General features: G+C 44.8%; 22 protein-coding genes and 1 riboswitch. All 22 genes read right to left on the reverse strand.

What is annotated here, in order from left to right:
• Positions 1-83: 83 nt before the first annotated feature.
• The 22 genes from cbiB to T344_RS0108040 all read right to left on the reverse strand — a co-directional run bounded on the left by cbiB (position 84) and on the right by T344_RS0108040 (position 23,840).
• Positions 84-1,046: an adenosylcobinamide-phosphate synthase CbiB gene (cbiB, locus tag T344_RS0107935; protein ID WP_027628260.1), complete on the reverse strand. Its 963-nt coding sequence runs from the start codon at positions 1,044-1,046 to the stop codon at positions 84-86.
• 73 nt (positions 1,047-1,119) lie between these two features.
• On the reverse strand, positions 1,120-1,749 hold the full coding sequence (locus tag T344_RS0107940) for a precorrin-8X methylmutase (protein ID WP_027628261.1): 630 nt from the start codon (positions 1,747-1,749) through the stop codon (positions 1,120-1,122).
• A 19-nt stretch (positions 1,750-1,768) separates the two neighbouring features.
• Positions 1,769-3,313 carry a cobyric acid synthase gene (locus T344_RS0107945; protein WP_027628262.1) on the reverse strand — a complete coding sequence of 515 codons (1,545 nt, stop codon included), beginning with the start codon at positions 3,311-3,313 and terminating at the stop codon, positions 1,769-1,771.
• Positions 3,314-3,384: 71 nt separating this feature from the next.
• Complete coding sequence (locus tag T344_RS0107950) at positions 3,385-4,764, reverse strand: cobyrinic acid a,c-diamide synthase CobB (protein WP_034860847.1); 1,380 nt, start codon at positions 4,762-4,764, stop codon at positions 3,385-3,387.
• A gap of 11 nt (positions 4,765-4,775) precedes the next feature.
• A complete protein-coding gene (locus tag T344_RS0107955) occupies positions 4,776-5,975 on the reverse strand; it encodes a bifunctional cobalt-precorrin-7 (C(5))-methyltransferase/cobalt-precorrin-6B (C(15))-methyltransferase (protein WP_027628264.1) in 1,200 nt (399 codons plus the stop codon).
• Positions 5,972-6,334, reverse strand: coding sequence for a sirohydrochlorin chelatase (locus T344_RS0107960; RefSeq protein WP_004624440.1), 363 nt, complete (start codon positions 6,332-6,334; stop codon positions 5,972-5,974). The genes T344_RS0107955 and T344_RS0107960 overlap by 4 nt, the downstream gene beginning before the upstream one ends.
• A gap of 174 nt (positions 6,335-6,508) precedes the next feature.
• On the reverse strand, positions 6,509-7,267 hold the full coding sequence (gene cobK, locus T344_RS27815; RefSeq protein ID WP_051571664.1) for a precorrin-6A reductase: 759 nt from the start codon (positions 7,265-7,267) through the stop codon (positions 6,509-6,511).
• Positions 7,268-7,716: 449 nt separating this feature from the next.
• Positions 7,717-8,448 (reverse strand): precorrin-3B C(17)-methyltransferase, encoded by a 732-nt coding sequence (gene cobJ / locus T344_RS0107970; RefSeq protein WP_027628265.1) that lies wholly within the window; start codon positions 8,446-8,448, stop codon positions 7,717-7,719.
• A 30-nt stretch (positions 8,449-8,478) separates the two neighbouring features.
• Positions 8,479-9,504 (reverse strand): glutamyl-tRNA reductase, encoded by a 1,026-nt coding sequence (gene hemA, locus T344_RS0107975; protein WP_027628266.1) that lies wholly within the window; start codon positions 9,502-9,504, stop codon positions 8,479-8,481.
• Positions 9,473-10,585 (reverse strand): cobalt-precorrin 5A hydrolase, encoded by a 1,113-nt coding sequence (locus T344_RS0107980; protein WP_242842041.1) that lies wholly within the window; start codon positions 10,583-10,585, stop codon positions 9,473-9,475. The genes hemA and T344_RS0107980 overlap by 32 nt, the downstream gene beginning before the upstream one ends.
• Complete coding sequence (gene cobM / locus T344_RS0107985; protein WP_027628268.1) at positions 10,524-11,279, reverse strand: precorrin-4 C(11)-methyltransferase; 756 nt, start codon at positions 11,277-11,279, stop codon at positions 10,524-10,526. Before cobM ends, T344_RS0107980 begins: the two co-directional genes overlap by 62 nt.
• 117 nt (positions 11,280-11,396) lie before the next feature.
• Positions 11,397-12,077, reverse strand: a complete 681-nt coding sequence (gene cobI / locus T344_RS0107990; RefSeq protein WP_027628269.1) for a precorrin-2 C(20)-methyltransferase — start codon at positions 12,075-12,077, stop codon at positions 11,397-11,399.
• 57 nt (positions 12,078-12,134) lie between these two features.
• Positions 12,135-13,271 (reverse strand): cobalt-precorrin-5B (C(1))-methyltransferase CbiD, encoded by a 1,137-nt coding sequence (cbiD, locus tag T344_RS0107995; protein WP_027628270.1) that lies wholly within the window; start codon positions 13,269-13,271, stop codon positions 12,135-12,137.
• Between the two features lie 23 nt (positions 13,272-13,294).
• Positions 13,295-14,149, reverse strand: a complete 855-nt coding sequence (locus T344_RS0108000) for an ATP-binding cassette domain-containing protein (protein ID WP_027628271.1) — start codon at positions 14,147-14,149, stop codon at positions 13,295-13,297.
• The gene (gene cbiQ, locus T344_RS0108005; RefSeq protein WP_027628272.1) at positions 14,146-14,928 is read right to left on the reverse strand and encodes a cobalt ECF transporter T component CbiQ; all 783 of its coding nucleotides are present in this window, start codon (positions 14,926-14,928) and stop codon (positions 14,146-14,148) included. The genes T344_RS0108000 and cbiQ overlap by 4 nt, the downstream gene beginning before the upstream one ends.
• Positions 14,925-15,218, reverse strand: coding sequence for an energy-coupling factor ABC transporter substrate-binding protein (locus tag T344_RS0108010; protein WP_004624374.1), 294 nt, complete (start codon positions 15,216-15,218; stop codon positions 14,925-14,927). Before T344_RS0108010 ends, cbiQ begins: the two co-directional genes overlap by 4 nt.
• An 18-nt stretch (positions 15,219-15,236) precedes the next feature.
• Complete coding sequence (locus tag T344_RS0108015; RefSeq protein WP_004624375.1) at positions 15,237-15,980, reverse strand: energy-coupling factor ABC transporter permease; 744 nt, start codon at positions 15,978-15,980, stop codon at positions 15,237-15,239.
• A gap of 181 nt (positions 15,981-16,161) precedes the next feature.
• A riboswitch (cobalamin riboswitch) is annotated at positions 16,162-16,381 on the reverse strand.
• A 123-nt stretch (positions 16,382-16,504) separates the two neighbouring features.
• The gene (locus T344_RS0108020) at positions 16,505-19,675 is read right to left on the reverse strand and encodes an AAA family ATPase (RefSeq protein WP_027628273.1); all 3,171 of its coding nucleotides are present in this window, start codon (positions 19,673-19,675) and stop codon (positions 16,505-16,507) included.
• Position 19,676: 1 nt separating this feature from the next.
• Entirely contained in the window at positions 19,677-20,837 is a 1,161-nt protein-coding gene (locus T344_RS0108025; protein WP_027628274.1) for an exonuclease SbcCD subunit D, read from the reverse strand.
• Positions 20,838-20,855: 18 nt separating this feature from the next.
• On the reverse strand, positions 20,856-21,746 hold the full coding sequence (locus T344_RS0108030; RefSeq protein WP_027628275.1) for a diacylglycerol/lipid kinase family protein: 891 nt from the start codon (positions 21,744-21,746) through the stop codon (positions 20,856-20,858).
• 63 nt (positions 21,747-21,809) lie between these two features.
• Positions 21,810-22,973 carry a DUF116 domain-containing protein gene (locus T344_RS0108035; RefSeq protein WP_027628276.1) on the reverse strand — a complete coding sequence of 388 codons (1,164 nt, stop codon included), beginning with the start codon at positions 22,971-22,973 and terminating at the stop codon, positions 21,810-21,812.
• A 39-nt stretch (positions 22,974-23,012) separates the two neighbouring features.
• Positions 23,013-23,840: an AraC family transcriptional regulator gene (locus T344_RS0108040; protein WP_027628277.1), complete on the reverse strand. Its 828-nt coding sequence runs from the start codon at positions 23,838-23,840 to the stop codon at positions 23,013-23,015.
• Positions 23,841-23,908: the final 68 nt, after the last annotated feature.

A 23,908-nucleotide genomic window follows, 5' to 3' on the forward strand; every position in this document is an offset into this window, starting at 1 on the left:
TTACCTCCACAGTTTTCCGTTCAAGCCAGGTATTGTTCTTGGTTTAAGCTTTCGTACAGCCTCCGGATAACACTTATTAGTTTTCAAACAATAAGAATAATCAGCCTCAGCAGGCTGAGAACAACTGCAGATATGACCGCAGTAGTGTACATAAGCCTGTTGGCCCTTGGTATGTCATCTATTTCAATATTCCTTATATTATCTCCAATGGTGGGCTTCTTTACAAGCTTTCCGAAATAATATGCATCTCCGGCAAGCTGAACCCTAAGTGCTCCTGCACACACAGCTTCAGTTCTGGCACTGTTGGGACTGGAATGGTTTCTTCTGTCCCTTTTATAAATTCTAAAGGCATTTACGAAATCCAGCCTGTTCAGGAAACTTGCCAGGATCATTGCATATGCCGAAAATATGGCCGGTATGAAATTCATCACATCGTCAAGCATTGCCGCAAACCTCCCAAAATAAAGGTATTTTTCATTCTTGTACCCGATCATTGAATCCAGTGTGTTAACGGCCTTATAAAAAAATCCCAGAGGGGCTCCGCCAATTACCAGAAATATCAACGGGGCCACAACCCCATCGGAAGTGTTTTCTGCAACTGTTTCAACAGCAGCTTTTGTAATTCCGTCCTCCGTCAGGTTTTCAGTGTCCCGGCCCACTATCCAGGAAAGGTATTTTCTTGCGTTAGGCAGGTCCCCGTTTTTAAGCTGATAATATACTCTCATGCTCTCAGTCTTCAGGCATTTCGTGGCCAGTATCTGGTAGCAGAATATTGATGAAATTACAACCTCCAGTACAGGGCTTAGCCTTGCTGCAAAATATAGAACGGTAAACGGAACAGCTAAAGAAACGGAGGTTACCAGTATTGTCAATACCATACCGCCAAGAAATTCACCCTTCGGTGTGCCCGGCAGCAGCTTCCTTAAAAAGCTCTCCCCTTTTGAAATCATCCACCCCATAAACCTTACCGGATGGGGCAGCCACTGCGGGTCTCCCAATATCAAATCCAATATGAAACCGATGATGACGGCGATCAGTAAATTCATTTGCCAGGACCTCTATATAATATTTATTCAAAATACTTTAATTCAGGGTATTACCCCTGTAAAATACAGTTTATCAGTTTTCTCTGGGCGATACCAGATACAGCAGTGCATTGACTATTGCAGCCGCTACATTGCTGCCGCCCTTTCTTCCCCTGGCAACAATATACGGAACATTCAGCTTCATGATTAACTCCTTTGATTCGACTACATTGACAAAACCCACAGGAGCACCGATTATAAGCGTCGGAAGTACCCGTTCCGCCCTTATCAGCCTTTCAAGTTCCATTAAAGCAGTGGGCGCATTACCGACAGCAAATATTAGAGGCTTCTTAATTTCAGCGGCTTTTTTCATTGAGACTGCGGCTCTCGTTATACCCTGGTCTGCCGCCTCTTCTGCCACATCCCGGTCGGACATGAAGCACCTTACCTCACACCCGCATCTCTTTAACGCCTCTTTATTTATTCCTGCCATAGCCATCTGCGTATCTGTAACAATACAAAGCCCTTTCTTGATAGCTGCAAGGGCCTTATCCATCACATCCTCGGAAAAGCATAAACTATCCGCATACTCAAAATCAGCAGTTGTATGAATAACCCTCTTTATTACCGGCTCCTGCTGCCTGTCAAAGGTCCTGCCGGCAAGTTCCCGGCTTATTATTTCAAAGCTTTTCTTTTCAATTTCCATGGGTTTCATTATATTCATCCGGTTACCTGTTGCCTTTCTATATTCCTTCCTTGATAATCCTGTATATATATTTCATATCCAATGCCTGGCGCAAGGCATCGGCAAGCAAATCGTACTGTCTTTCCTTATATTCATTTAGATTGAAGGATGTATTTTTAATGTATTTCAGCCCTTTTTTCCTCATCAGCGCATCTGCTATTTCAAAAAGTACATCCTCACTGTCAAAGATTCCATGTACATACGTTCCGTATACATTACCGCCATACATTCCGTCAGGCTTCATCACTCCGTCAGTTTCAACAAGTCGGGAGAGATACGGTATGATATGGGGTTCACCGCTTTTTCCGCCCCTGCTCCCCGCTCCCTCCGTCAAACAGGTCTGCCCCATATGTATTTCATAACCCTGGAAGGTCTTCCCTGTCAAGCCTTTAAATATCCCCTTGACATCTGCAAAAGTTCCTGTAACTCTTGATCTGGTTTTCTGATGTTCAAATACAGTCTTTGCTTTCAGCAGACCCATGCCGCGGATTTCGCCTCCCTGTTCAACACCGTACGGGTCGGAAATGGTGTCACACAGCATTTGATAACCCCCGCAGATGCCGATCACCGGCTTATTTTTGGCAGCATGCTTCAGGATACTTGCCTCCAGCCCGTTCTCCCTCATCCATTTTAAATCGGCTATGGTGTTCTTACTGCCTGGGATAATTATCAGATCGGGGCTGCCAAGTTCACCGGCACTTGCTGCATATCTCACAGATGCACATTCTATATGTTCCAGAGCATTAAAATCTGTAAAATTGGAAATCCGGGGCAGCCTGATAACTGCAATATCAATAAGTCCGGGAGATTGACGGTTTTTGAATCTCTCAGTGAGGCTGTCCTCATCATCTATATCAACCGAAAGATAAGGCACAATACCTATTACAGGTATATGTATGAGATCCTCCAGCATATCCAGGCCGGGTCTGAGGATTTCCGGATCACCTCTGAATTTATTTATTATGGTCCCCTTTACATACTTTCTTTCCGATTCATCCAGCAGCATAACCGTACCGAACAAAGAGGCAAATACGCCGCCCCTGTCTATGTCACCTGCAATCAATACAGGGGCCTTCGCCATCTGAGCCATACCCATATTCACAATATCGGCCTGCTTCAGATTAATTTCCGCAGGACTGCCTGCTCCTTCTATCACAATTATGTCATTTTCCCGTGAAAGACTTTCATAGGCCTCCATTATGCCGGGTATCAGCTGTTGTTTATATTTAAAATACTCGGCGGCAGCCATGTTTCCTATGGGGCTGCCGTTTACTATTACCTGTGAACCCCTGTCACTGGTGGGTTTAAGTAAAATAGGATTCATCCTTATATCGGGAGCCTTTTTTGCCGCCTCTGCCTGGACCACCTGGGCCCGGCCCATTTCATATCCGTCGGCAGTGATAAATGAGTTCAGTGCCATGTTCTGAGACTTGAAGGGCGCCACCCTGCAGCCATCCTGTACGAATATACGGCACAATCCTGCCACCAGCAGGCTTTTCCCCGCATTTGACATTGTGCCTTGAATCATTAGTGACTTCGCCATAACTTTATCCTTATCCTTTTACTTCACTTTACTTTACTATTTCTGGCATTTTTAAATCTATCTTTAAGAGCTTAAATATTTTCAGCTCTTGATTTTCCATATTTACTGCATTTTTGCACAAAATTTTCGGCAAACCTGATATTCCCGTAAAAATGCATATGGGGATATCCCGCGGCTACGGTTTCATCTGCAAAAATGCATTCCCATTTTCTCTTGCCGTCAGGCTTGAGAGCCTCAAATGTACAGCCGTTATTGTCACTGTCACTGTAATGGAATTCATGGGCATTGATGCTCTCACCCTTCCTGCAAAGCAGATTGTCAGCCTTTGCTTTGAGCGTGACATATCCGAATCTTGACAGCCTGTCCTGCATGAAGCTCTTGCCCTTCAAAGCCCCGACCATTGGATAGCTGTCCTTACCGGCATCAGTGATGGAATGCTGCAGATACATAAACCCTCCGCATTCGGCGTAAACGGGCATTTTCTCTTCTATTGCCGATTTTATGCTTGAGAGCATGCTCTTGTTCTCACTCAGCTCTTGTGTATACAATTCCGGATACCCGCCCCCAAGGATCAGTCCATGGACATTTTCCGGAATGGCTTCATCCTTTAGCGGTGAAAACAAGGTTAGTTTTGCTCCCAGTTGCTCCAGCAGCTCAAGGCTGTCCCTGTAGTAAAAGCAAAAAGCTCTGTCCCTGGCCACTGCTATATTGCAGCTGTAGCTCCGGTATACCTCCACAGGGTCATATTGGATGGACCGCGCTGTCTGCGACAGCTGCAGCAGTCCGTCAATATCAATATACTTCCCGGCATTCTCAGCCAGAAGCTCCAGCTTTAGCTTTATATCCTCTATTTCACCCGAAGTTACAAGACCAAGATGTCTGCTCTCAATAACGGCTTCCGGCAATGCCGGTAAAAATCCGTAAACCCTGATTCCGGTTTTCTCCTCAATCATTGGTTTATACATCTCATATAGGGCAGGAGTTACAGAGTTTATTACTACTCCTTTTATGTGATTTTCAGGCATAAAATCCCTAAAACCGTTGATAACAGCCGCAATGGACAGTGACATCCCCTTCGGGTTGACCACAAGAATGACCGGAGCGCCGGTGAGCCTTGCCACAGTGTATGTTGAATGGCTGCCGTCCCTGCCCAGACCGTCATAAAAACCCATTACCCCTTCAATAACCGATATCCGGGCCCCCTTTGCATTTTTTGCATAAAGACACTTTACATTGTTTTCCCCGCACAGGAAAGTATCAAGATTGCCTGAACCGGTACCTATTATTTCAGAGTGGAACATGGGATCGATATAATCCGGCCCGCACTTAAAGGCTGCCGTCTTTATGCCTCTGTTAATCAGTGCTTTCAAAATACTGCAGGTAACGGTGGTCTTTCCGCAGCCACTCCCTGTTCCTGCAAAAAGTATAGCATTAAATTTGCCTGTTTCCATGTTTCCCCCCATTACTGCCTGCTTTTCCCCGAAATAACGTATACGGGATTGTTGGCGATCATCATGTGGTAATTTCCTGCTTTTTTGGCTACAGCTGAATTAATGCACACAATTTCTGTAGCAAGACCATGCTTTTCAAAGGTGCTAACCGCATCATTAAGGCTTTCCAGGCTAATTGTATTTGCAGCTATGTCCACCTTGGGATTTTTAACCCGCAATTCCCGGACAATTTTATCCATATTACCGCTGCTTCCGCCTATAAAAGCCTTGTTTGGGCATGGAATTCCGGCAAATACATCCGGGGCAGTCCCTGGAACTACCGTTACATTGAATGCACCCAGTTTTTCACGGTTCCTGTTTATAAGCCCCAGTGCGGCATCATTTTTTTCTATGGCAAAAACATTGCCGTTATACGCTTTTCTGGCCATCTCAATTGCCACTGAACCCGTACCGGCTCCAATGTCGTAAACTACGTCATCCGGTTCAACAGCCAGCTTTGACAGCGTTACGGCGCGTATTTCCTCCTTGGTCATGGGTATTTCTCCTCTGACAAAATCCCTGTCATACAGCGGAGTATGGCAATTGATAAAATCCGGATTTTCCAGCAGCAATACAGAAAGGTCCTCAAAGGTGTTCCCGGCCAGTTCTTTTACCGTTCCCCTGACAATACGTTCATTTTCCATTGACAGGTTCTCTCCAACAACTGCTTTGATGTGGGACATACCTGCTTCCATCAGGCTTTTACATATCAGATGGGCTTTATTGTCCCCTCCTGTAAGAACGAATACCTTACGGTTGTAGGATATTGCCCCGGCTATGGAACCCTGCCTTCCGTGAAGACTTACTGTCTTAATGGCCTCATAGCTTATCCCCGCTTTGGCACAAAAGTACTGCAAACTGCTGATACCGCAGACAATTTCCATGTCTGCCATACCTTCCAGCCTTTGCTGCAAGCTTCCTGCAACACTGAAGAAACCTGTATCCCCGGAAACCAGCAGTCCTATGTTTACGCCGTCCGAGGCTTCCAGGACCGAGGGGATATCCTGAATTCTGCACTCCAGGATATTTTCCGCTACACCCGACAAAATTGTTTTATGTCTATGTGTAGTGCTGTATATCTTGTCACAGCTTCTTAATACCTGCAGGGCCCTTTCTGTCAACAGTTCCCGGGCTCCGGGCCCGGAACCTATTATATATAGCTTCTTTTTCATAGCACCTCTCTGATACGGTCGGCAAGAATTCCGGCCAGCCTGGGATCAGATCCCAGGGTACTGCCCAGGGAAATTTTCACTTCTGGATGTTTTGTCTGATATTCATGTATTTCTCCCGGTACATCCTCCCTTATATGGATACCTTCAAAAAGAAAATAGGGTATTACCACTATCTCATCGGCACCCTTTTCGATCAGCGTATCCAGTCCGTTTTCCAGGTTTACCTCACAGAACTCCATGTACGCTGTTTCAATCATAACTTCCGGCAGCTGGGCTTTTGTCATTTCAGTAACCCGCTCAAGGGTTTCCTGTGTTGTTTTTTCCCGGCTTCCATGAGCCAGTATCAATATTGCTTTCATTTTAACCTCCATGTCCCCAATGTGCCAAATAAATTGTCTCATTGGGCACACAAAAAGTATTTTCAATACTTTTTTATGGGGTTAAATTTATTTTTATTGCACCTGCCATTTATGGCTTTGAGCCGAAATAGCGGCCATAAATCGTAATGAATTTTGTTTTATTGCAATACGTGTTTATTCATACAGCTTTATACCTGTTTTTTGGGCCAGGTATGGTTTTAACTGTTCAAGGGTCAAACCCTGTGGCCCTGAGGGCCTTTCTATGAGAACAACTGTTACACCGGCAGACCGGGCTGCCGATATTTTCTCCTCATAGCCCCCGGCGGTTCCGGTATCCTTGGTAACCATAAACCTTGCATCTATTTGTTTTAGCATTGCCAGATTCAAATCATGTGAAAAAGGTCCCTGCATGCAGATAAGGTTTTTTCCCTTATAGCCCAGTTTGACACATTTATCAACCACTTCAGGAGTCGGAAGAACTCTGGCATACAATCTTTTTTGAAAATCTCCCACAGCCGTAAAAGCATCCAATTCCTTGCTGCCCGTTGTAAGAAGGACATTTCCCTCAACAGTACTCAAAAATTCCGCTGCTGCCTTTGTATCCTCCACAGTAACGACATTACCGGTATTTACAGAGGGTCTGAGTAACCGGATGTATTCCATACCGGAATTCAAGCATGCAGCCTTAATATTTTTTGTAACTGCCTCCGCATATGGATGGGTTGCATCAACCACAAAGGAATAGTCCTTTAACATTTCTTCCATCTGCTCCTGCGACAGTCTGCCTGTCCTGATCTCAACCCCTTCGTTAAAGGGCATCACCATCCGGCCATATTCCGTGGCAACACAGGCAGTGACAGCTATCTTATTACGGGCAAGAAATTCAGTAATTTCCCTTCCCTCGGTAGTTCCTGCAAAAACCAGTACCCTCAATTTCATCCCTTCATTTCACGTATATTGTAATAACTTGCTCTAAATTAACGCGTCGTGCTGTTTATTTTAACTCGTAGTGCTATTTAAATTGATGCTCAACTTTACAGTTGGATAGATTATGCTGATTATACGGGTACGCGAGTACAACTTCAAGCTATGAATTAGCACTGTAAAAGTGCTTGCTGAAATTTGTAGGTGAAAAACAAGTATTTTGGCCGGTAAATTGACAGGACGTCAATTTAAGCAGCACGCGAGACCCGGATGGTCGAGTCGCTGCGAATCCCCACGTCAGCGTGGGCAGGCAAAAAATACTTGTTGTGAACCGTACTATTTCAAGTAAGCGCTTTGTGTGCAATTCATTGCTTGAAGTTAGTATGGAAGTACCGGTATAATCGGTAACAATTTTTACTGGCACAACGAGTAAAATTATTTTTTCAATTAAGGTATTCCTATATTTTATAGCCCCTGAAGGTAACAAGTTTGTTATTCAATATCCTTGTATTACTGTTTCCTATAATCACCGTCGTAAACATATCCACCTGCTCTGCTGCCAGTTCTTCAAGTGTAAGGATTTTACTCTCCTGTCCCTCACGCCCTATATTTTTTACATATCCGCAAGGAGTGCTGCTGCTTATCTCTGACATTATTATTTCACATGCCTTTCTGAGATAATATCCTCGCTTTCTGCTTGAAGGATTGTATATACATATTGCAAAACCGGCCCGGGCTGCAAGCCGTAACCTGATTTCTATATCCTCCCACCGGGTCAGCAAATCGCTGAGAGATATAACTGCAAAATCATTAGTCAGGGGTGCTCCCAACACGGCTGCCGCAGATGAAGCAGCTGTTATTCCCGGAATTACCTCCACCTGTATTTCAAGGTTTCCATATGCTTCAAGCACCTCATATATGAGCCCTGCCATTCCATAAATTCCGGCATCTCCGCTTGATATGACTGCAACCTTTTTCCCGGTGGAAGCTGTCTCTACGGCGTATTTGCAGCGTTCAACCTCACCTTTCATCGGTGTTGAAAAAGTTTCCTTATCCGGAACCAGATGTTTTATCAAATCAATATATACCTGATACCCAACGATTAAATCACTGTCATTTAATGCTTTCAGGGCTTTTCCCGTCAGCTGTGACGCTTCTCCCGGCCCCGTCCCTATAACATATATTTTCAAGTTGACCTCCTGCATGATTTGCTGTGTGGATTAATACATTTCATTTCTAGACACAATTTCCTGTATTGGCTTCTGTGTATAGCTCTTCCATTTCAGATACCTGAGCAGGTGCTCCTGGATGATCTGCCTTATTTCTCCTATTTCCTTCAAATTAGCCTTCTCATAATCAGAACAAAAGTCATCCAGATTGAAGCTCTCAATCCCCGTTATCCCTTTAATATCCGGGTCAATATCCCTTGGCAGTGCCAGATCCACAAAAAATGCAGGTTTTCTCTCAAGCCTCCTTACCATGTCACAGGTTATTGTGTAATGGGGACTCAGGGTGGCACTTATGACAATATCCGAATTTGGCATAAACCCGGCTCTTTCATCATAGGCTATGGTCTTGCAGCCAAAAGGCACAATTGTGTCACCATACTTGTATTTCCGAAGAGTCACTGTGACTTCCGCTCCTCTTTCAAGCAGTTCCCTGCAGCACAACCTCCCCGTTTCGCCATTGCCTATAACAAGTACCTTCTTTTCATCCAGTTTGCATTTTGTTGCAATAAAGTTAACGGCACTTTCAGCCGCAGATCCCGGAACAGCCTTTACCCGGACCGTGGTCTTTGCCTTTTTAGCCGCTGTGACCGCAAGTCTGAAAATAGTCTCAAGCACCGAATCGGTGGATTTTTCCTCCCGGGCGGTCTGTACTGCATCTCCAACCTGGGTTATGATCTGGTCTTCACACAGCACCATCGATTCCAGTCCGCAGGCCACCTCCATCAAATGCAAGATTGCATCATTATCATATTTAATATTAAATATATTTGAATCAATTCTTTCTCCGGCACCTGAATATTTGCATAAAAGCTGCACAAGATCCATTCCGGAAGCATTCTGAGAAGATATATACAGTTCGGTCCTGTTACAGGTTGATAGCAGAACTGCACCCGAAACGTTCCGGTCCCGTACAATATCCTTCAGTATTTCTCTTATCCTTCCCGTGGTAAAGCTGAATTTCTCACGGACATTTATATCTGCCGATTTATGATCCAAATATGCCAGTATTATCCTCAAAGCTGCATCTCCATTCCTTTTGTGCTATTGCGACAGTTATTCCGCTTCTGCTGTATTTGCCGGCCGCCAGTCTTCCGTTTCCCACATTCACGGCTGCTCTTTCACATACATTGTCAACTCCCGTAGTCTCTCTCACAAAATCGGATTGTGAAAAAGAACCCTGCACCGCTGAAAGCTCCTGGGCCGGATATGTATAAAAAGGTATTTTCAAATGCTTTGCAAGCATTATCAAGGCCCTTTCTCCGGCTTTTATATCAATGGAGGCAACAGCACCGACCTCACAGGCTGATATGCCGTGACTGCGCAGGACTGAGTTTACGACCTCCAGAAGGTTTTCGTATGCGGTATTCTTCCTGCACCCGATGCCAAGTACATATTGTTTGGGTATAAGGTGCAGCGTGTGGGGAAAATATTGCTTGTACTCCCTTGAAATACAAATACCTGCATGGGCATTATCACTTGTGTCTATATACTCCGGCAGACTGCCGTCTACCGGAAAATCCGAATGCAGCCCGACGGTTTCACCCCTTAATATGGCTGCCGAGATATACTTGATATTTTCAATATTTGCTATAAAGCAGCCTTGTTCTTCCGCCCAGGTGTCCACAGCAAATTTCCGGTTGATATCGGTGGCCGTGGTTATAACTGGCTGAGCCGAAAGAATGCCGGCAATGCGGACTGCAAGGCTGTTGGCTCCTCCCACATGTCCCGATAGAACAGGTATCACATATCTGCCCTTTTCGTCTATGACCAGAACCGCCGGATCACTGTCCTTTGAGCGGATAAACGGCGCTATGGCCCGAACCGCTATCCCGGCTGCGCCTATGAATATGACGGCATTGCAATCTTCAAAGGCTTTTTTTGTATGCGTCCTTATATCCTCGGTCAGGAGCATCAAATCCTCAGTGGCATATTTACAGCAGCCTTCTGCTTCGTATCCCAGATTAACCAGCTCCCGCCGCAGCCTTCTGCACAATACGCCGCCTTCTTTTGTAAAGGAGGTCAGTTGTATTTTCATACTATTTTGAACCCTTTCTGAATTCATGTGTAAACGCAGGGTCATAGAGTTTTGATCTTTCATACTCGTCTCCAAGAAAATGCCCCACCAGGATCAGAGCAGTTTTTGCAATATTATTTTCCTTTGCCGCAGTACTCAACCTGTCAATGCTGGTCCGCACGATTTTTTCATCAGCCCAGCTGGCCTTGTATACTATGGCGGCAGGTGTGTCAGGACTGTACCCTCCCGCAAGGAGCTTGTCACTGAGCCTTTCAAGCATGGAGGAGCTCAGGAAAATAACCATTGATGCCTGGTGTGCAGCCAGCCTTGATATTTCCTCCTTTTCAGGCACCGGTGTCCGACCCTCCATTCTTGTCAATATTACGGTCTGACTGACCTCCGGCAGGGTGTATTCAGCCTTAAGCGCCGCTGCTGCACCACAGAAGGAGCTGACACCGGGAACCACAGAATACTCTATTCCCTTTTCGGACAGTAAATCCATTTGTTCGCGGATAGCCCCGTAAATACTCGGATCACCTGTATGCAGCCTTACAATATTTTTATTTTGCCTTTCTCCTGTTTCCATTACTTCTATAACCTGTTCCAGAGTCATTTCGGCGCTGTTGAAGATACTGCAGCCGTCCCTTGTATATTTAAGCAGTCCGGGATTGACCAGGGAACCCGCATAAATAACAATATCTGCTGTTTCAAGCAGGTTTTTTCCTCTGACGGTAATCAGGTCTGCCGCTCCTGGTCCCGCCCCTACAAATGTCACCATAATCATTTATCCTTTATAACGCATAGATTTAATAGAAAATTTTTCGGCTGTAGAAAAATTTTCTTACATTAGGCGCGTTTCAACGAGGCAAGATGTCCTGTAGGACATCCTGGACATCTATCGCCTCGTTATAATAATAGTAGAAAAGTAGCTTGAATCATCAGCCGCATCATCAAGACTCCTGTATATTTTCTCATCTTCCATACTGCAGCATTCCACCATCAGAGCCCTGTCATACAGCTTCATTTCCTTTAGCCTGTTTTTAATTGAAGCCATACTCCTGCCGCTTTTCATAAAAACCTTTGTACCCTTCAATGCCAGGAGCTCATCTGTGATCCCGTAGGAGGCAGGTATGATCAGTAAAGCTTCATCCCTGTCACATAAGGATATATTGAGCGCTCCGGCTGAAGCACAGAAAGAGGTGATTCCGGGTATTATCCTTGTTCTATAACCCCTCTCAGACATAATTCTGTTAATATACATGTACGTTGAGTAAATTGTAGGATCGCCCAGGGTTATAAATGCCACGTTCCTGCCTTTGGACAATTCCCTCTCCAGCCTGTCACAGCTTGTCCCGTGTGCCTTGTCTAACACTTTCCGGTCCCTGCTCATAGGCATGGGACAAAACAGAAGTTCCTTATTTTTTATATAATCCCTGACTATTTTAAGGGCAGTCTTTTCACCATTTGTGTCTGGCACCGCAATCACGTCGGCAGACTGAAGTATTTCTACAGCCTGTAACGTCAGCATTCTGGGATCGCCAGGCCCGACACCTACACCATATAATATTCCATCCATTTTAACCTCCATGAGCCACATTTATGGCCATAAATTCAAACTATATCACCCCATATGTCAGCTGCCTGTATTTTCTCTTAACAGCATTTCTATCAGCTTATCTGCTCCGGCTGTCCCATAGCAGCTTCCCTGAGCTGTAAACATTATTACTTCCACCCTGGTCTTACCGGCGGCCCTTTGATTCAAATGGTATTCAATCTTTGACATCATACTTTTATACACTTTCAGGGCCAGTCCTGCCTCCTGCAATATGTCATCCATTTCCTCGGTGGTTATGGCCTCCATCATTCTTCTTATGATCTCCCCTGATGCCCCCGCAAGTGCCGCATGGGCCGTAAATATTTCACACCTGCAGTCGGCTGTCCGGGAATGGGTGTTCATTATACCTCCGGCAATTTTGCACAGCTTCCCGGCATGCCCTATCAGCAGGATGTTTTTCACATTCATATAAACGGAATAATCTATGGTCTCACCTATGAAGTTTGAACATTTAATTCCCTTTTCCAGGTCAAGGCCAAACCGCTTTAATGCAAAATCTCTTCCGTAATTCCCCGGTGATATGAGTAGATTCTCCTGTTTTTCTGCCAGCCTGCTGTTTATTTCAACGTGAATGGTATCTATCAATGCCTTTTCACTCATTGGCTCAACAATACCGCTGGTTCCCAGTATTGAAATCCCACCGGTTATTCCCAGCCGTGGATTAAAGGTTTTTTTTGCAACCTCTTCACCGTTTTCGGCAGAGATCAAAACAGAGAAACCGCCCTTGTAACTGTACTTCAGGGCAGTCTCCATCAAAGCTTCCGTTATCATTCTTCTGGGGACCGGATTAATTGCAGCCTCTCCTACGGCACAGGCAAGGCCTTTTCTGGTAACACGCCCCACACCTTCTCCGCCCTCGATCAATATGCCATTTTTAATTTTTTCAACTCTGGCAGAAATCCTTATTCCATGTGTGACGTCAGGATCATCTCCGGCATCTTTTGTCACGGCGCAGCTGACCCACCCCTGTTGTTTGATTATGCCCTCGACCTGAAGGTTCAGCCTTATGCCTTTAGGAGTATCAATAGCAATCCCGGCAACCGTTTTGTCTGTTAAAAGCATTTCAGCACATGCCTTTGCCGCTCCGGTTGCACAGCTCCCGGTAGTAAAACCGCACTTTAATATTCTGCCTTCTTTTACAACAAAATCCTCCATGATAATAAGCTTACTCCAAATCCTTAATTTGCTGCAGATTTATCAGAAACAATTTTTTTAATGGCCGCTCTGGCTGCTGATATTGTAGCCGCAGTCATATCAACCCCCAGATTGTCTTCCTTGTTCAATATCTCCATCAGGTGTGCTATTCTGGGAAGTCTTAAAGAATGGCTCCTCAAGAGCTCCGGCTTTGATAAAATTTCTTTTACCTCACCTCCCGTTATGACCCTGCCATGATCCATAACATAAGCAAAGTCACAGTACAGCGGAATAATATCCATTTCATGAGTAGCCAGTATAACAGTTACTCCTGTCTTTTCCTTTATTTCCGATAGGAGCTGCAATATCTCGCTTGCTCCTCTGGAGTCAAGACCTGCCGTAGGTTCATCCAGTATGATGACCTCGGGCTGCATTACCAGTACTCCTGCTATGGCCACCCTCTTTTTCTGCCCGAAGCTCAAAGCGTGGGTGGGGCTGTCAATATATTCGGCAATACCTGTCTGTGTAATAGCCAGCTCGACCCGTGCCCTCACTTCATCAAGCCCCAGTCCCAGATTCATAGCGCCGAATGAAATATCCTTTCTGACACTTGAAGAAAACAGCTGGTCATTGGGATCCTGAAATACTATTCCAATACGCTTTCTCATATCGGTAATGCCTTTTTTATCATACTTTACTCTTTTACCGTCGAAAAAAACCTCACCCGCTTCCGGAGTCAACACACCGTTAAGAGTCAGAAACAGAGTTGATTTGCCTGCTCCGTTCCCGCCCAAAACAGCTGTGGTCTTACCTTTGGGAATATTTATATCCACCTTGTCCAGAGCAGCTTTTTCTCCATTATATGAGTAGCTTAGATTCTTCGTCTTAATTATATTCATATATAAAAAAACCTTTCAGTCATGCCTGCGCTTAAAAGCAGTATGATTACCGCAACAGAAGCAATATACATATTTTTGCTGTATGTATATTCTTCATTTATGGTTTTGAACTGCCCGTTATAGCCTCTTGACTCAAGGCCCGCATAAATTCTTTCAGACCGCTGATATGCCCTGATAAACAACATGCTTATGATCTCTCCCAGGGAACTCATTGATGTTTTAAAATCGATGTTGCCCAATCTTGAATCCTTTGCTATTATCATCCTTTCAACCTCTTCCAAAAGGACAAATATGTAACGGTATATCAATTCCATCAGTGTCACGATGATTTGCGGGAGCTTTGTACGTCCCAGCACCTGAAAAAGATCCGACAAAGGAGTATTCAATGAAAGGAAATACATGCAGCTTACAGCGCCAAGAGCCCTTAATACCAATTTCAGGCTCAGGTTCAGTGAGCCCTCATCAATTCCGTATGCATATTGTCCTACCTGCAATCCCATAAGGAGAGCATGTCCCGGTTCAAATCTGTTGATCAGTATCGTTAAGGTTCCGATAACCATAAAGCCCAGCGGCACCATAATAAATCCCATATATGTGGGCAGGCTCATTTTACCGAATTTTACAGTGGCTACCGCCATAATCACTATGGTCACCAGACTTAGTGCAATTGAATTAAATAAAAGACATATTGCCAAAGGAACCAGTGAAAACAACATTTTTGCCTCGGGACTCACCCTTGATAAGCTTGAGGAATAGGCATATTTATCAGTCAGCATCATCCTTCTATACCTGAATCAGTTTTCCTGCCCGTAAGCCTGCCAAGTACAAAACCGACCAGGCCCGCACCCACTGCTGCCTGAAGCGCGAACAACAGGGATTCTATCTCTCCGCTTGCGGGTTCAAGCAGAGAATTAAACCATGGTTCATAATCCGGATTGATTTGCAGTATCTGTTCCTCAGCCAGGCCGTCAGCTCCTGCAAATTCCGCATTCTTCATCAAAAGAGGCGGAGCTGCAAGTAATAAAACTACAACCAGTATCAATATCACATTCTTTTTCCATAATTTCATAACGGTATCCTCCTCTTATTAAATGGCAGAAAGCTGTTCCAGTTCTTTTGAACTGTATTTCACCAGCACATTGTAGATCACAACAGTCAGCAGCCCCTCGCAAACTGCAAGCGGTAACTGAGTGAAAGCAAAAATACTTATAAACTTTCCAAGGGAAACCATGAATCCGCCTGTGGCATCAGGATACGCCATAGCCAGCTGCACCGAGGTGGTGACATAGGTCATCAGATCCCCGAGAAAAGCGGCAAGGAAAACAGCAAGCCCAGATTTTGCTCCCATTTTTTTAGAGAGTTTGAATATTCCAAATGAAACCAGAGGCCCTACAATTGCCATGGAAAAAGTATTCGCACCAAGAGTTGTTATACCTCCATGTGCAAGTAAAATGGCTTGAAATAATAATATTATAACTCCAATGACCGACATGGCCGTGGGTCCGAATAATACCGCCCCCAGTCCCACTCCGGTAGGATGTGAACAGCTGCCTGTGACCGAAGGCATTTTCAATGCCGACAGCACAAATGCAAAAGCTCCGCACATGGCCAGCAGTGTGAGATTTTTAGTTGAAGCACTGATTTTCTTTTTGATGGCAAATACGCCTGCTACCAGAAACGGGATACAAAGTGCGCCCCAGCTTATGCACCAGACCGGTGCCAGGTATCCTTCCATAATGTGCATGGCATTTGCGCTTAAAGGGAACAGCAGAAAGAGACTTATTGCTGCCGCAAGACAGACAGCAATCCTTTTGAGACTTACATTATTCATTTTTAAAACCCCCAATAATTTAATAATATTTGCCAAAAAAAATAAAACCTCTATGTTCTTTAAGAAAAGGGTTTTATTTGTAAAAAGAAAAAATAACATAATTTTATGTATTATGGTATTCCGTCTCTTTGACAAACTACACACTTCATACTCTGTGAAGTCATAGCACTCCGCATATTGGCATTTGCAGATAATACAGGCAGGTCTTCCGACTAAGACATCTTTGTCGGTTCTCACCTTCCCAGGCTGATCGCCCAGTGGCATTTGGAAGCTTCATACTAAAAATACAAAGCTTCCGGAGAACCTCCTCCGTCATCACGGCAGCAGGACTGTACGGGATTTTCACCCGGCTTCCCTCTTAGTGCTTAATTTCTTAAGCAACCAGTATTCAAAATTATTAAATTTTCCTAAGGAATGACTAAATTATAAAATCGGTTTCTTGAACCTCTTAAGAAACCTGAAGTTATATTATTTGGCTATTCCTATACCAATTATATCCTAACAAAATCACTAAAGTCAATTTATTATATGTGAAAACTGGCAAAACTTCCCTCTTTTTTTGAAACTATCTCAAGCACCGACTTTATTCTCTCTTTTAATTCAACAACATGTGATATTACACCAACCAGCCTTCCCGTTTTCTGTATATCCACCAGGCATTGTATGGCGCTGTCCAGTGATTCGGGGTCCAGCGAGCCGAAACCTTCATCCACAAACAGTGTATCTAGACTTATACCTCCCGAATAGGACTGGACAATATCGGCCAATCCAAGTGCCAGGGCCAGCGAAGCCTTGAAACCCTCTCCTCCCGAAAGGGTCTTCACATGCCTTGACTTGCCGGTATAGTTGTCGAATACCTCCAGTTCAAGTCCCTGCTGGGCACGGCCCTTGCTTTTATCCTCTTTTCTCTGGAGCAAATATCTCGAACCTGTCATTTTCTCCAGGCGAAGGTTGGCAGCCATAATTATTTCGTCAAAGTATGCGGCAAGCACATACCTTTCAAAGGTCAGTCTCTGGGGATTATCCCCCTTTGCTATTCTTGAAAGCTCTCCTATTATGTTGTATTTCTTTTCCAGCTCCTGAAGGCTGTCCATAATTTTTTCAAGCTGTTCAAGGGTTTTAATATTATTGGAATATCTCGAAAACACCATATTCAGTTTTTCCTGTACTTCGTTCTGATCCGCAAGAAGCTTCTGATATTCCTGTTCCAGAGCACCCACCTCCTGAATACTCATATTTTTTGTTTCTTCCTCGAGATGCTCCAGCATATCCTTATGTGACTTGAGCTTTTGATGATAAATATTGATATCCTCTTGTAAAGAGGCCAATTCCTCCTGGGTTTTTCTCATTGAAGCATAGTGCGAATAGTCCTTAAAGTCCGCGGCCTTGAGCTTTTCTACCAGCAGCTCCTCCAGGCTGTCTTTTTCCTTCACACTCTCTTTCAGAGAGGTGGCGGTCACTGCAAACTCCCTTTCGGCATTGCTCAAGGCCTGTCTGGTTTGTTCCTGAACGCGCTCGGCATTTGAGAGGTTTGCCTCCATTTCCGCTATAGCTCCCTTTACAGCTTCCGCCGCCGCATTAAGCTTAGATATGGCTCTCATGTCCACGGGCACCTCCTGCTCTATGGCGGCAACTGCTGCCCGGGCACGGGAAACTTCCCCGGAAATAGCCGTTCTACGCTCGTTCAGCTCCTTCAGAGCTTCCTCGAACTTTTTGATGCCTTCGGCTGTTTCCTTATATGTATTTTCAAAGTCAGCCCTGTTATGTACCAACTCACTTTTCTCCTTATATTCCGAAATAAGCTCCAGGGTTTCGGCCTTTAGAGCGGCTCCTTTTTTGTTGATCTGCTCCCTGGTTTTCCCCATTTTGAGAAACAACAAACCGGTATCAACCGGACCGGCACCCTCAAACTCTGTTGAGGGTAAAGTACCCTCTTCCAGTGCCGAAAGCCTGTTCATTATTTCAAGCCGTTTGCTTTCGAGATTTCCGTTAAGCTCGGACAGTCCTTTTAATTTCTCCGTTCTCTGCTCGCCAAGTACCGTAAACTGCTGCTTCAGGCCCTTAAGCTGTTCCTGCCCGGTTATGTCTGCCGGCAGGGCAGCCGGCAGGGGGTGCTCGGTGGAGCCGCATACGGGGCAGGGGCAATTGTCCTTCAGTGTTTTCGCCATAAGACCTGCCTGTCCGCGTAAATAATTGTCCTCTTCCCGCTCCAGCCTGTTTCTGAAGCTGACATATTCCAGATCAAAGCTTTCAAAGGACAGCTTCCCCTCCTCATATAAGCTGTTTTGCTCAAAGTAGGCTTCAATCAGCTTTTTTATACTGTCCAGCTCAACCAACAGCTTCTTATTGGCTGATATTTCCCTGTCCAGGCGGACACTTTCCGTTTCAGCCGCGTACAGGCTTCTCAGTTTTTCTTCCTGCTCTCTGTAACTGATTCTGGCATGTTCGAGCAGGGACTGGGTTCTGTCCAGCTCCTGCTTTATTTCGCTGTCTTTCCGGGTGGCAGCTTCCAGGGTTTTTATGTCTTTTTCGTACTGTATTACCCTGGGAAACATATTGTTCAGCAAGGCCAATTCGGTCTCGCACTTCTTCCTGACAGGTTCTTTTTCCTTTTGAGCGTGAAACTGCTGCTGAGCCGCTTCAAACTCCCTGGCACAGCTCTGCACCTTTTGCTTTGCTTGCTCAAGCTGGCTGGTTTTGAGCAGTATGCTTTGGGCCACTTTCTTTAACTGTCCGTCAACCTCGGCTATGGGCAAAGCTTTTCTGGAAAACTCCAGATTAATCTCCTTTTCCCTGAATTCTTCAAGCCGGCTAATGGCAGCATTATATTCCGCCCCCAACTGCTCTTTGTTTGCAAGCTTTTTGTTGATTTCAGCAGCTTTTGCCATCTCTTCCTTCACATTCCCCTGTTTTTTGGCAAGGAGCTGAAGCCGGGAATTCAGTGTATCTAAGGTAGTCCGGTCATGACCGGAGGTTTCTCCCAGCTTTTCAATGAAAAGCACCACATTTATGTTTTTGGCGGCTTTCAGTTCCTCCAGCCCGGGGTACTCACCAGTATCTACATGTTTAATATGCGTGTCGATCCGGGTCTTTATGTCATGGACTGATTTATAAAGCTCCCTGCTTTCATCATCCAGCCTTCTCTGGATTTCTGCAAAACCTTCCGTTCCGAATATTTTTCTGAAAATCAGTTCACGTTCACTGCTGTCGGCTTCAAGCAGCTTTCTGAATTCGCCCTGGGGCAGCATCACAATCTGCTTGAACTGTGCCTTGTTTATACCCAGAAGTTCATTTATTTTCTCATCCACATTCACTATTTTGGTCACAAGTGAGCCATCGGGCAGCAGCAGTTCCGCATCGGCATTCCTTACGGTATACCCTTCACCCCTCAGCTTTTTTTGCTCCTGCTGGGGGGATCTTCTGATTTTATAGTTTTTACCTCTGAGTTCGAACTCCAGTTCTATATATGTCTCTGTTTCAGGCAGGGCAAAATCGCTTCTCAGGCCGTCCCTGTCACGGCTGCTGCCTGAAGCCTCCCCGAAAAGAGCAAAGCTGATGGCATCGAAAATAGTTGTTTTGCCGGCACCTGTAGGCCCTGAAATAACAAATATCTGTTCATTGAGCCTGGTGAAATCTATATACTGCTCTCCGGCATAGGGGCCAAAGGCACTTATGGTCAGTTTTAACGGTCTCATATTAGCCTTCCTTCTCAACTTCTCCGATTATTTTTGCCATAACCTCTTCTGCTTCCTGCCCAAGGGGCTCTCCCTGAATGGAATCATAAAACTCTCTAAACAGCTCAAGCTTTGTTTTTGATTTATAACCCTGGGAGGCGGAGGTTTTAGAGCCCTCTTTCCGGCTCCCGCTTTCCCTTGAAAGCCCCATGATATTGGGATAAACCGCTCTCAGCTTGGAGATTGGGTCTATCAGCTCTCCCCTGTCGGTCAGTACGGCATAAATGTAGTCCTCAGTATTGGCGCTCTTGTATACTTCCGGGCTGATCAGCTTATTTACAGGTCCCTTTATTATCCTCATGTCCCTTCTGGGAATCAGGTCTATGTGTCTGTGGATTGCACTTCCCTTTTCACCCAGTTCGACTACCGTAACACCTTTCTTTTGCTTTACCTCTGAAAATGAGTATTTCAGCAGGGAACCGGAGTATCTGACATTGTCGTAACCGGCCTTCTGTGGTGCATGCAGATGTCCCAGCGCCGTATAGTCAAACATGCCGAAATAATCCGAATTTACAAATTCGGTACCGCCGATGCTCAAAGGCCGTTCGGACTCGCTTGTGTACTCTGCCGGCATGCCCATCTGAGTAATATAGCCATGGGTCACCATAATATTCCTCTCACTGGAGTTAAAGACCTGTCCAATTTTGTCCATGACTTTCTTCATGGCATCATCATGTGTGTAAATCTGATTATCATCATAAATGTGACGGATATTTCTGGGGTCGGTGTAAGGCAGAAGATAAAAGTTAACAGGTCCTGATTTATCCTCAAGGGATATGCAGGGCACATTTCCGTCGAATATGCCGGCAATGTGGAGACCGTTGTTTGTCAGAATCCTGCTTGCAAAGGACAGGCGCTCTGCACTGTCGTGGTTTCCGGCTATTGCCAGAACGGGTACCTGCATTTCCAGCAGCAGTTTGTTGAATACTTCATCCACCAGCTCAACCGCCTCAACAGGGGGAATGCTCCTGTCAAATATATCTCCGGCAAGAATAAGCGCATCGGGCTTTTCACTTTCCACTACAGAAACAAGCTGCTCCAATATATACTTTTGTTCCTCCAGCATACTGAACTCATTTACAATTTTTCCAATATGCCAGTCTCCCGTATGTATTACTTTCATACAATCCTCCTCCTCATCTTAAAATGGGGACGGCAGGACAACCTTGATTCCCGCCTTTATTATTTCAAAATCTATTGTTTTGGCAGAAACTATCTCCCCGTCGATATTCAGGCAAAGCTCCTCTTCGCTCTCAATTTTGACCCTCTTACCCCTTCTGAAGCTTACCTGCCTGATCACACCATGCTGCCCCTTCATATACTTTGGAAAAAGATTGAGTATTTTTAAACGGCTCACTTCACCGACAAGGCATATATCCAGCAGCCCGTCGTCAAGTTCCGCTGCAGGTGCGGGAATTATTCCCCCGCCGTAGTATTTTCCGTTGGCAACTGCCACCAGAAGTGCCTTCATGTTTATTTTTTCACCGTCTATGTCTACCTTGACGGTGCAGATCTTGTGCTTAAACACTGTATATATGATTGAAAGCAGGTATGCCATACTTCCTGTTATCCCGGGCTTTTTCTTGAACATTATGGCATTGTATACCACATTGGCATCAAAGCCTATGGAGGATATATTTACGAAATATTTATCATTTACCCTCGCCAGGTCGATATCTTTCTCTATTCCATTTATAGTTCGGGTTATTATGCTTTTTACATCGGTTTCAGAATGCAGGCTGCGTATAAAATCATTTCCCGAACCGGTGGGTATTACTCCAAGTGAAACTGAAGTTCCCGCTATTCCGTTTACTATCTCATTTACCGTTCCGTCTCCTCCGATGGAATATATCCTGCAATCGCCTGTGCTTGAATGTGCTCTGGCAATTTCGGCAGCATGTCCGGGATAGTTTGTTACTTCTATAATAAATTCCTCGTTTTCCTTGTCTTTAAAACATTCCTGTATGAATGGAATCAGTTCCATTGATCTGCCTTTTCCCGCCGCGGGATTAATAATAAAGATGTGTTTCATGAGACCCCCAAAAAATTGTGCCTGACTGCCATGTTTTATATTTTATCATAATTCATTTTTTACTTACAGATGCAGATAATTTTGGCTTTCAAGTATTTTCATCAGCTGCTTTTCATTAAGAGCCGTAGAGATTCCGTCCTCATGCCAGTGGTTTTTACAACCGCAGTAATCCAAAAGGACACACTGAGGGGCAACTCCTTTTTCCACCAGCATCCAGCCGCCGGAAATAAGGTTTAATACACAGGATACGCCTATTACACCGGCATTTTCGGGAAACAGTGAGTCATCGGTTTTTGTAGAAGCAATCGAGGATTCATGAGGTACTATTCTTACCTGAAAATTTTTCTTTTTGCCGAGCCTGGTCAGACTGTTTACCTGGCAGTCAGCCGAACAGCCCGTACAAACGTAACCTCTGCCCGTGGATCTGGCCTGGCATTTTCCGGCCGAGGGCTTTGTCATGCAATGGGGCAGCAATAATACCTTCTCTTTCCTTCCCATAAACCCTGCATGGTATATTCTGTTCATGATCTCTGCCCCTACCATATTCAAATGGTATTCCACAACCGGACTTCCGCAGAAAACATAATCCTCTTTCCAGCGATGCCCCGGCCACTTGCAGCTGATAAAATCCTGAACCCGGGAAGTATACACATCCAGTGCCGCCCTGCTTTCTGTCCGGAACCATTCTGCAAAGGTGACGGCTGATGATATGATACGTACAGCCTCTTTTTCATCGAGCTGTTTCAGATATTCAAGCCAGGACTCCAGCCGTTTTACCTCCTGTTTGAATTCACCCGTTGCTTTAAGAAATACCAGCAGCTTCTCAAGGTTCACTGTATTTTTTTCTGCAGTAGTTTTTTCATATGTCCTTTTTGAAATAAAAAGAGTTGACAGCAGACCCTTCAATTTATTCAGAGTGAGCTTGAAACGGTCCGTCCCGTCCCTCCAGTCATTTACCGTCGTCAGCAGCCTTCCCGGGACTCCTTTTAATTCCTTTGAGGCGTCTATATATACATTCCAATAAACTCCCATAATAAGCAGCTCCAAAAGGCCTTCTTCAAAGGAAGAAGGTTTTGCAGCTTGCTTCCAGGTGTGAAATGAGCACACCTGAAATTTCAGCATTTGTTCACCTTTTTTCAGCACCCGATCGGTAAAAGCCGCTATCGAGAGATAATATTTATCAGAGGACACCCGGTCCGTCTTTAGAGAATATGTTACTACATCCATAAGATAGATCTCCATTATATTTTCAAATATACTGCATTCTCAGCTCTGTCTGTGCAGCTGGCGAAATTCGGAAGGTGTTATCCCCTCATGCTTTTTAAAAACCGAGCAAAAATAGCTTGTATCGTTATATCCCGTCTTTTCAGCGATATCCCTGACTGCGGCATCACTCTCCCGTATCAGCAGTTCCTTTGCCTTTTGCATTCTCAACAGAGTCATATAGACAAACGGCCTCATTCTGAAGGTTTTGTTAAAAAGCCTGCAGAGGTACTGCGGAGAAGCATTTATAGTGCCGGCCATTTCCTCTATTGAAGGATTTTCAGAGAAATTATTCTCAATGAATTTTATAACAGGCTCCAACTGTTTCAGCTTTGAAACTCCGGTTGCCTCCTCCTCCTTCATTTTATGCCGCCGCAGCTCTATGAGAAGACTGTAGAGTTTGGCAGAACACTCATAGCCCATTATCAATCCCTTGGAGGAGGCAGCCATATAAATTTCGTTTATAAGATTATCCAGCACTTTCAGATCTCCGAAGCTTAAAACTTCATAACTGTTAAACCCCAGAGCTTTCATAAGAAATTGAACTCCTTCTCCGTCAAAACTTACCCAGTGTGTTTCCCAGGGTTCTTCCAGTGCATAGTATTCATGAGGCACTCCCGGGTAAAGCAGAAAACCGATATTTTTATGTACAATGTATTCCTTTTTGTCTATCAGCAGTTTGCCTACTCCCCTTACACAGTGTATCCATTGGTAGTCGGTGTAGCCATTGGGCCGTTCTATATGGTCCTGATTCCTAAGGCCTCCAACCCCTTTTACATAATACGGCAATTTTTCTTCTTCTGTTATCAAAGTAAACAGATAATTATTCATAGTCTGCAAACGCCTCACCAAGTTTCATATATTAATATAAGTATAATATACTATTATAGAAACATGCA

Source organism: Ruminiclostridium cellobioparum DSM 1351 = ATCC 15832 (assembly GCF_000621505.1).
GTDB classification, from domain to species: domain Bacteria; phylum Bacillota; class Clostridia; order Acetivibrionales; family DSM-1351; genus Ruminiclostridium; species Ruminiclostridium cellobioparum.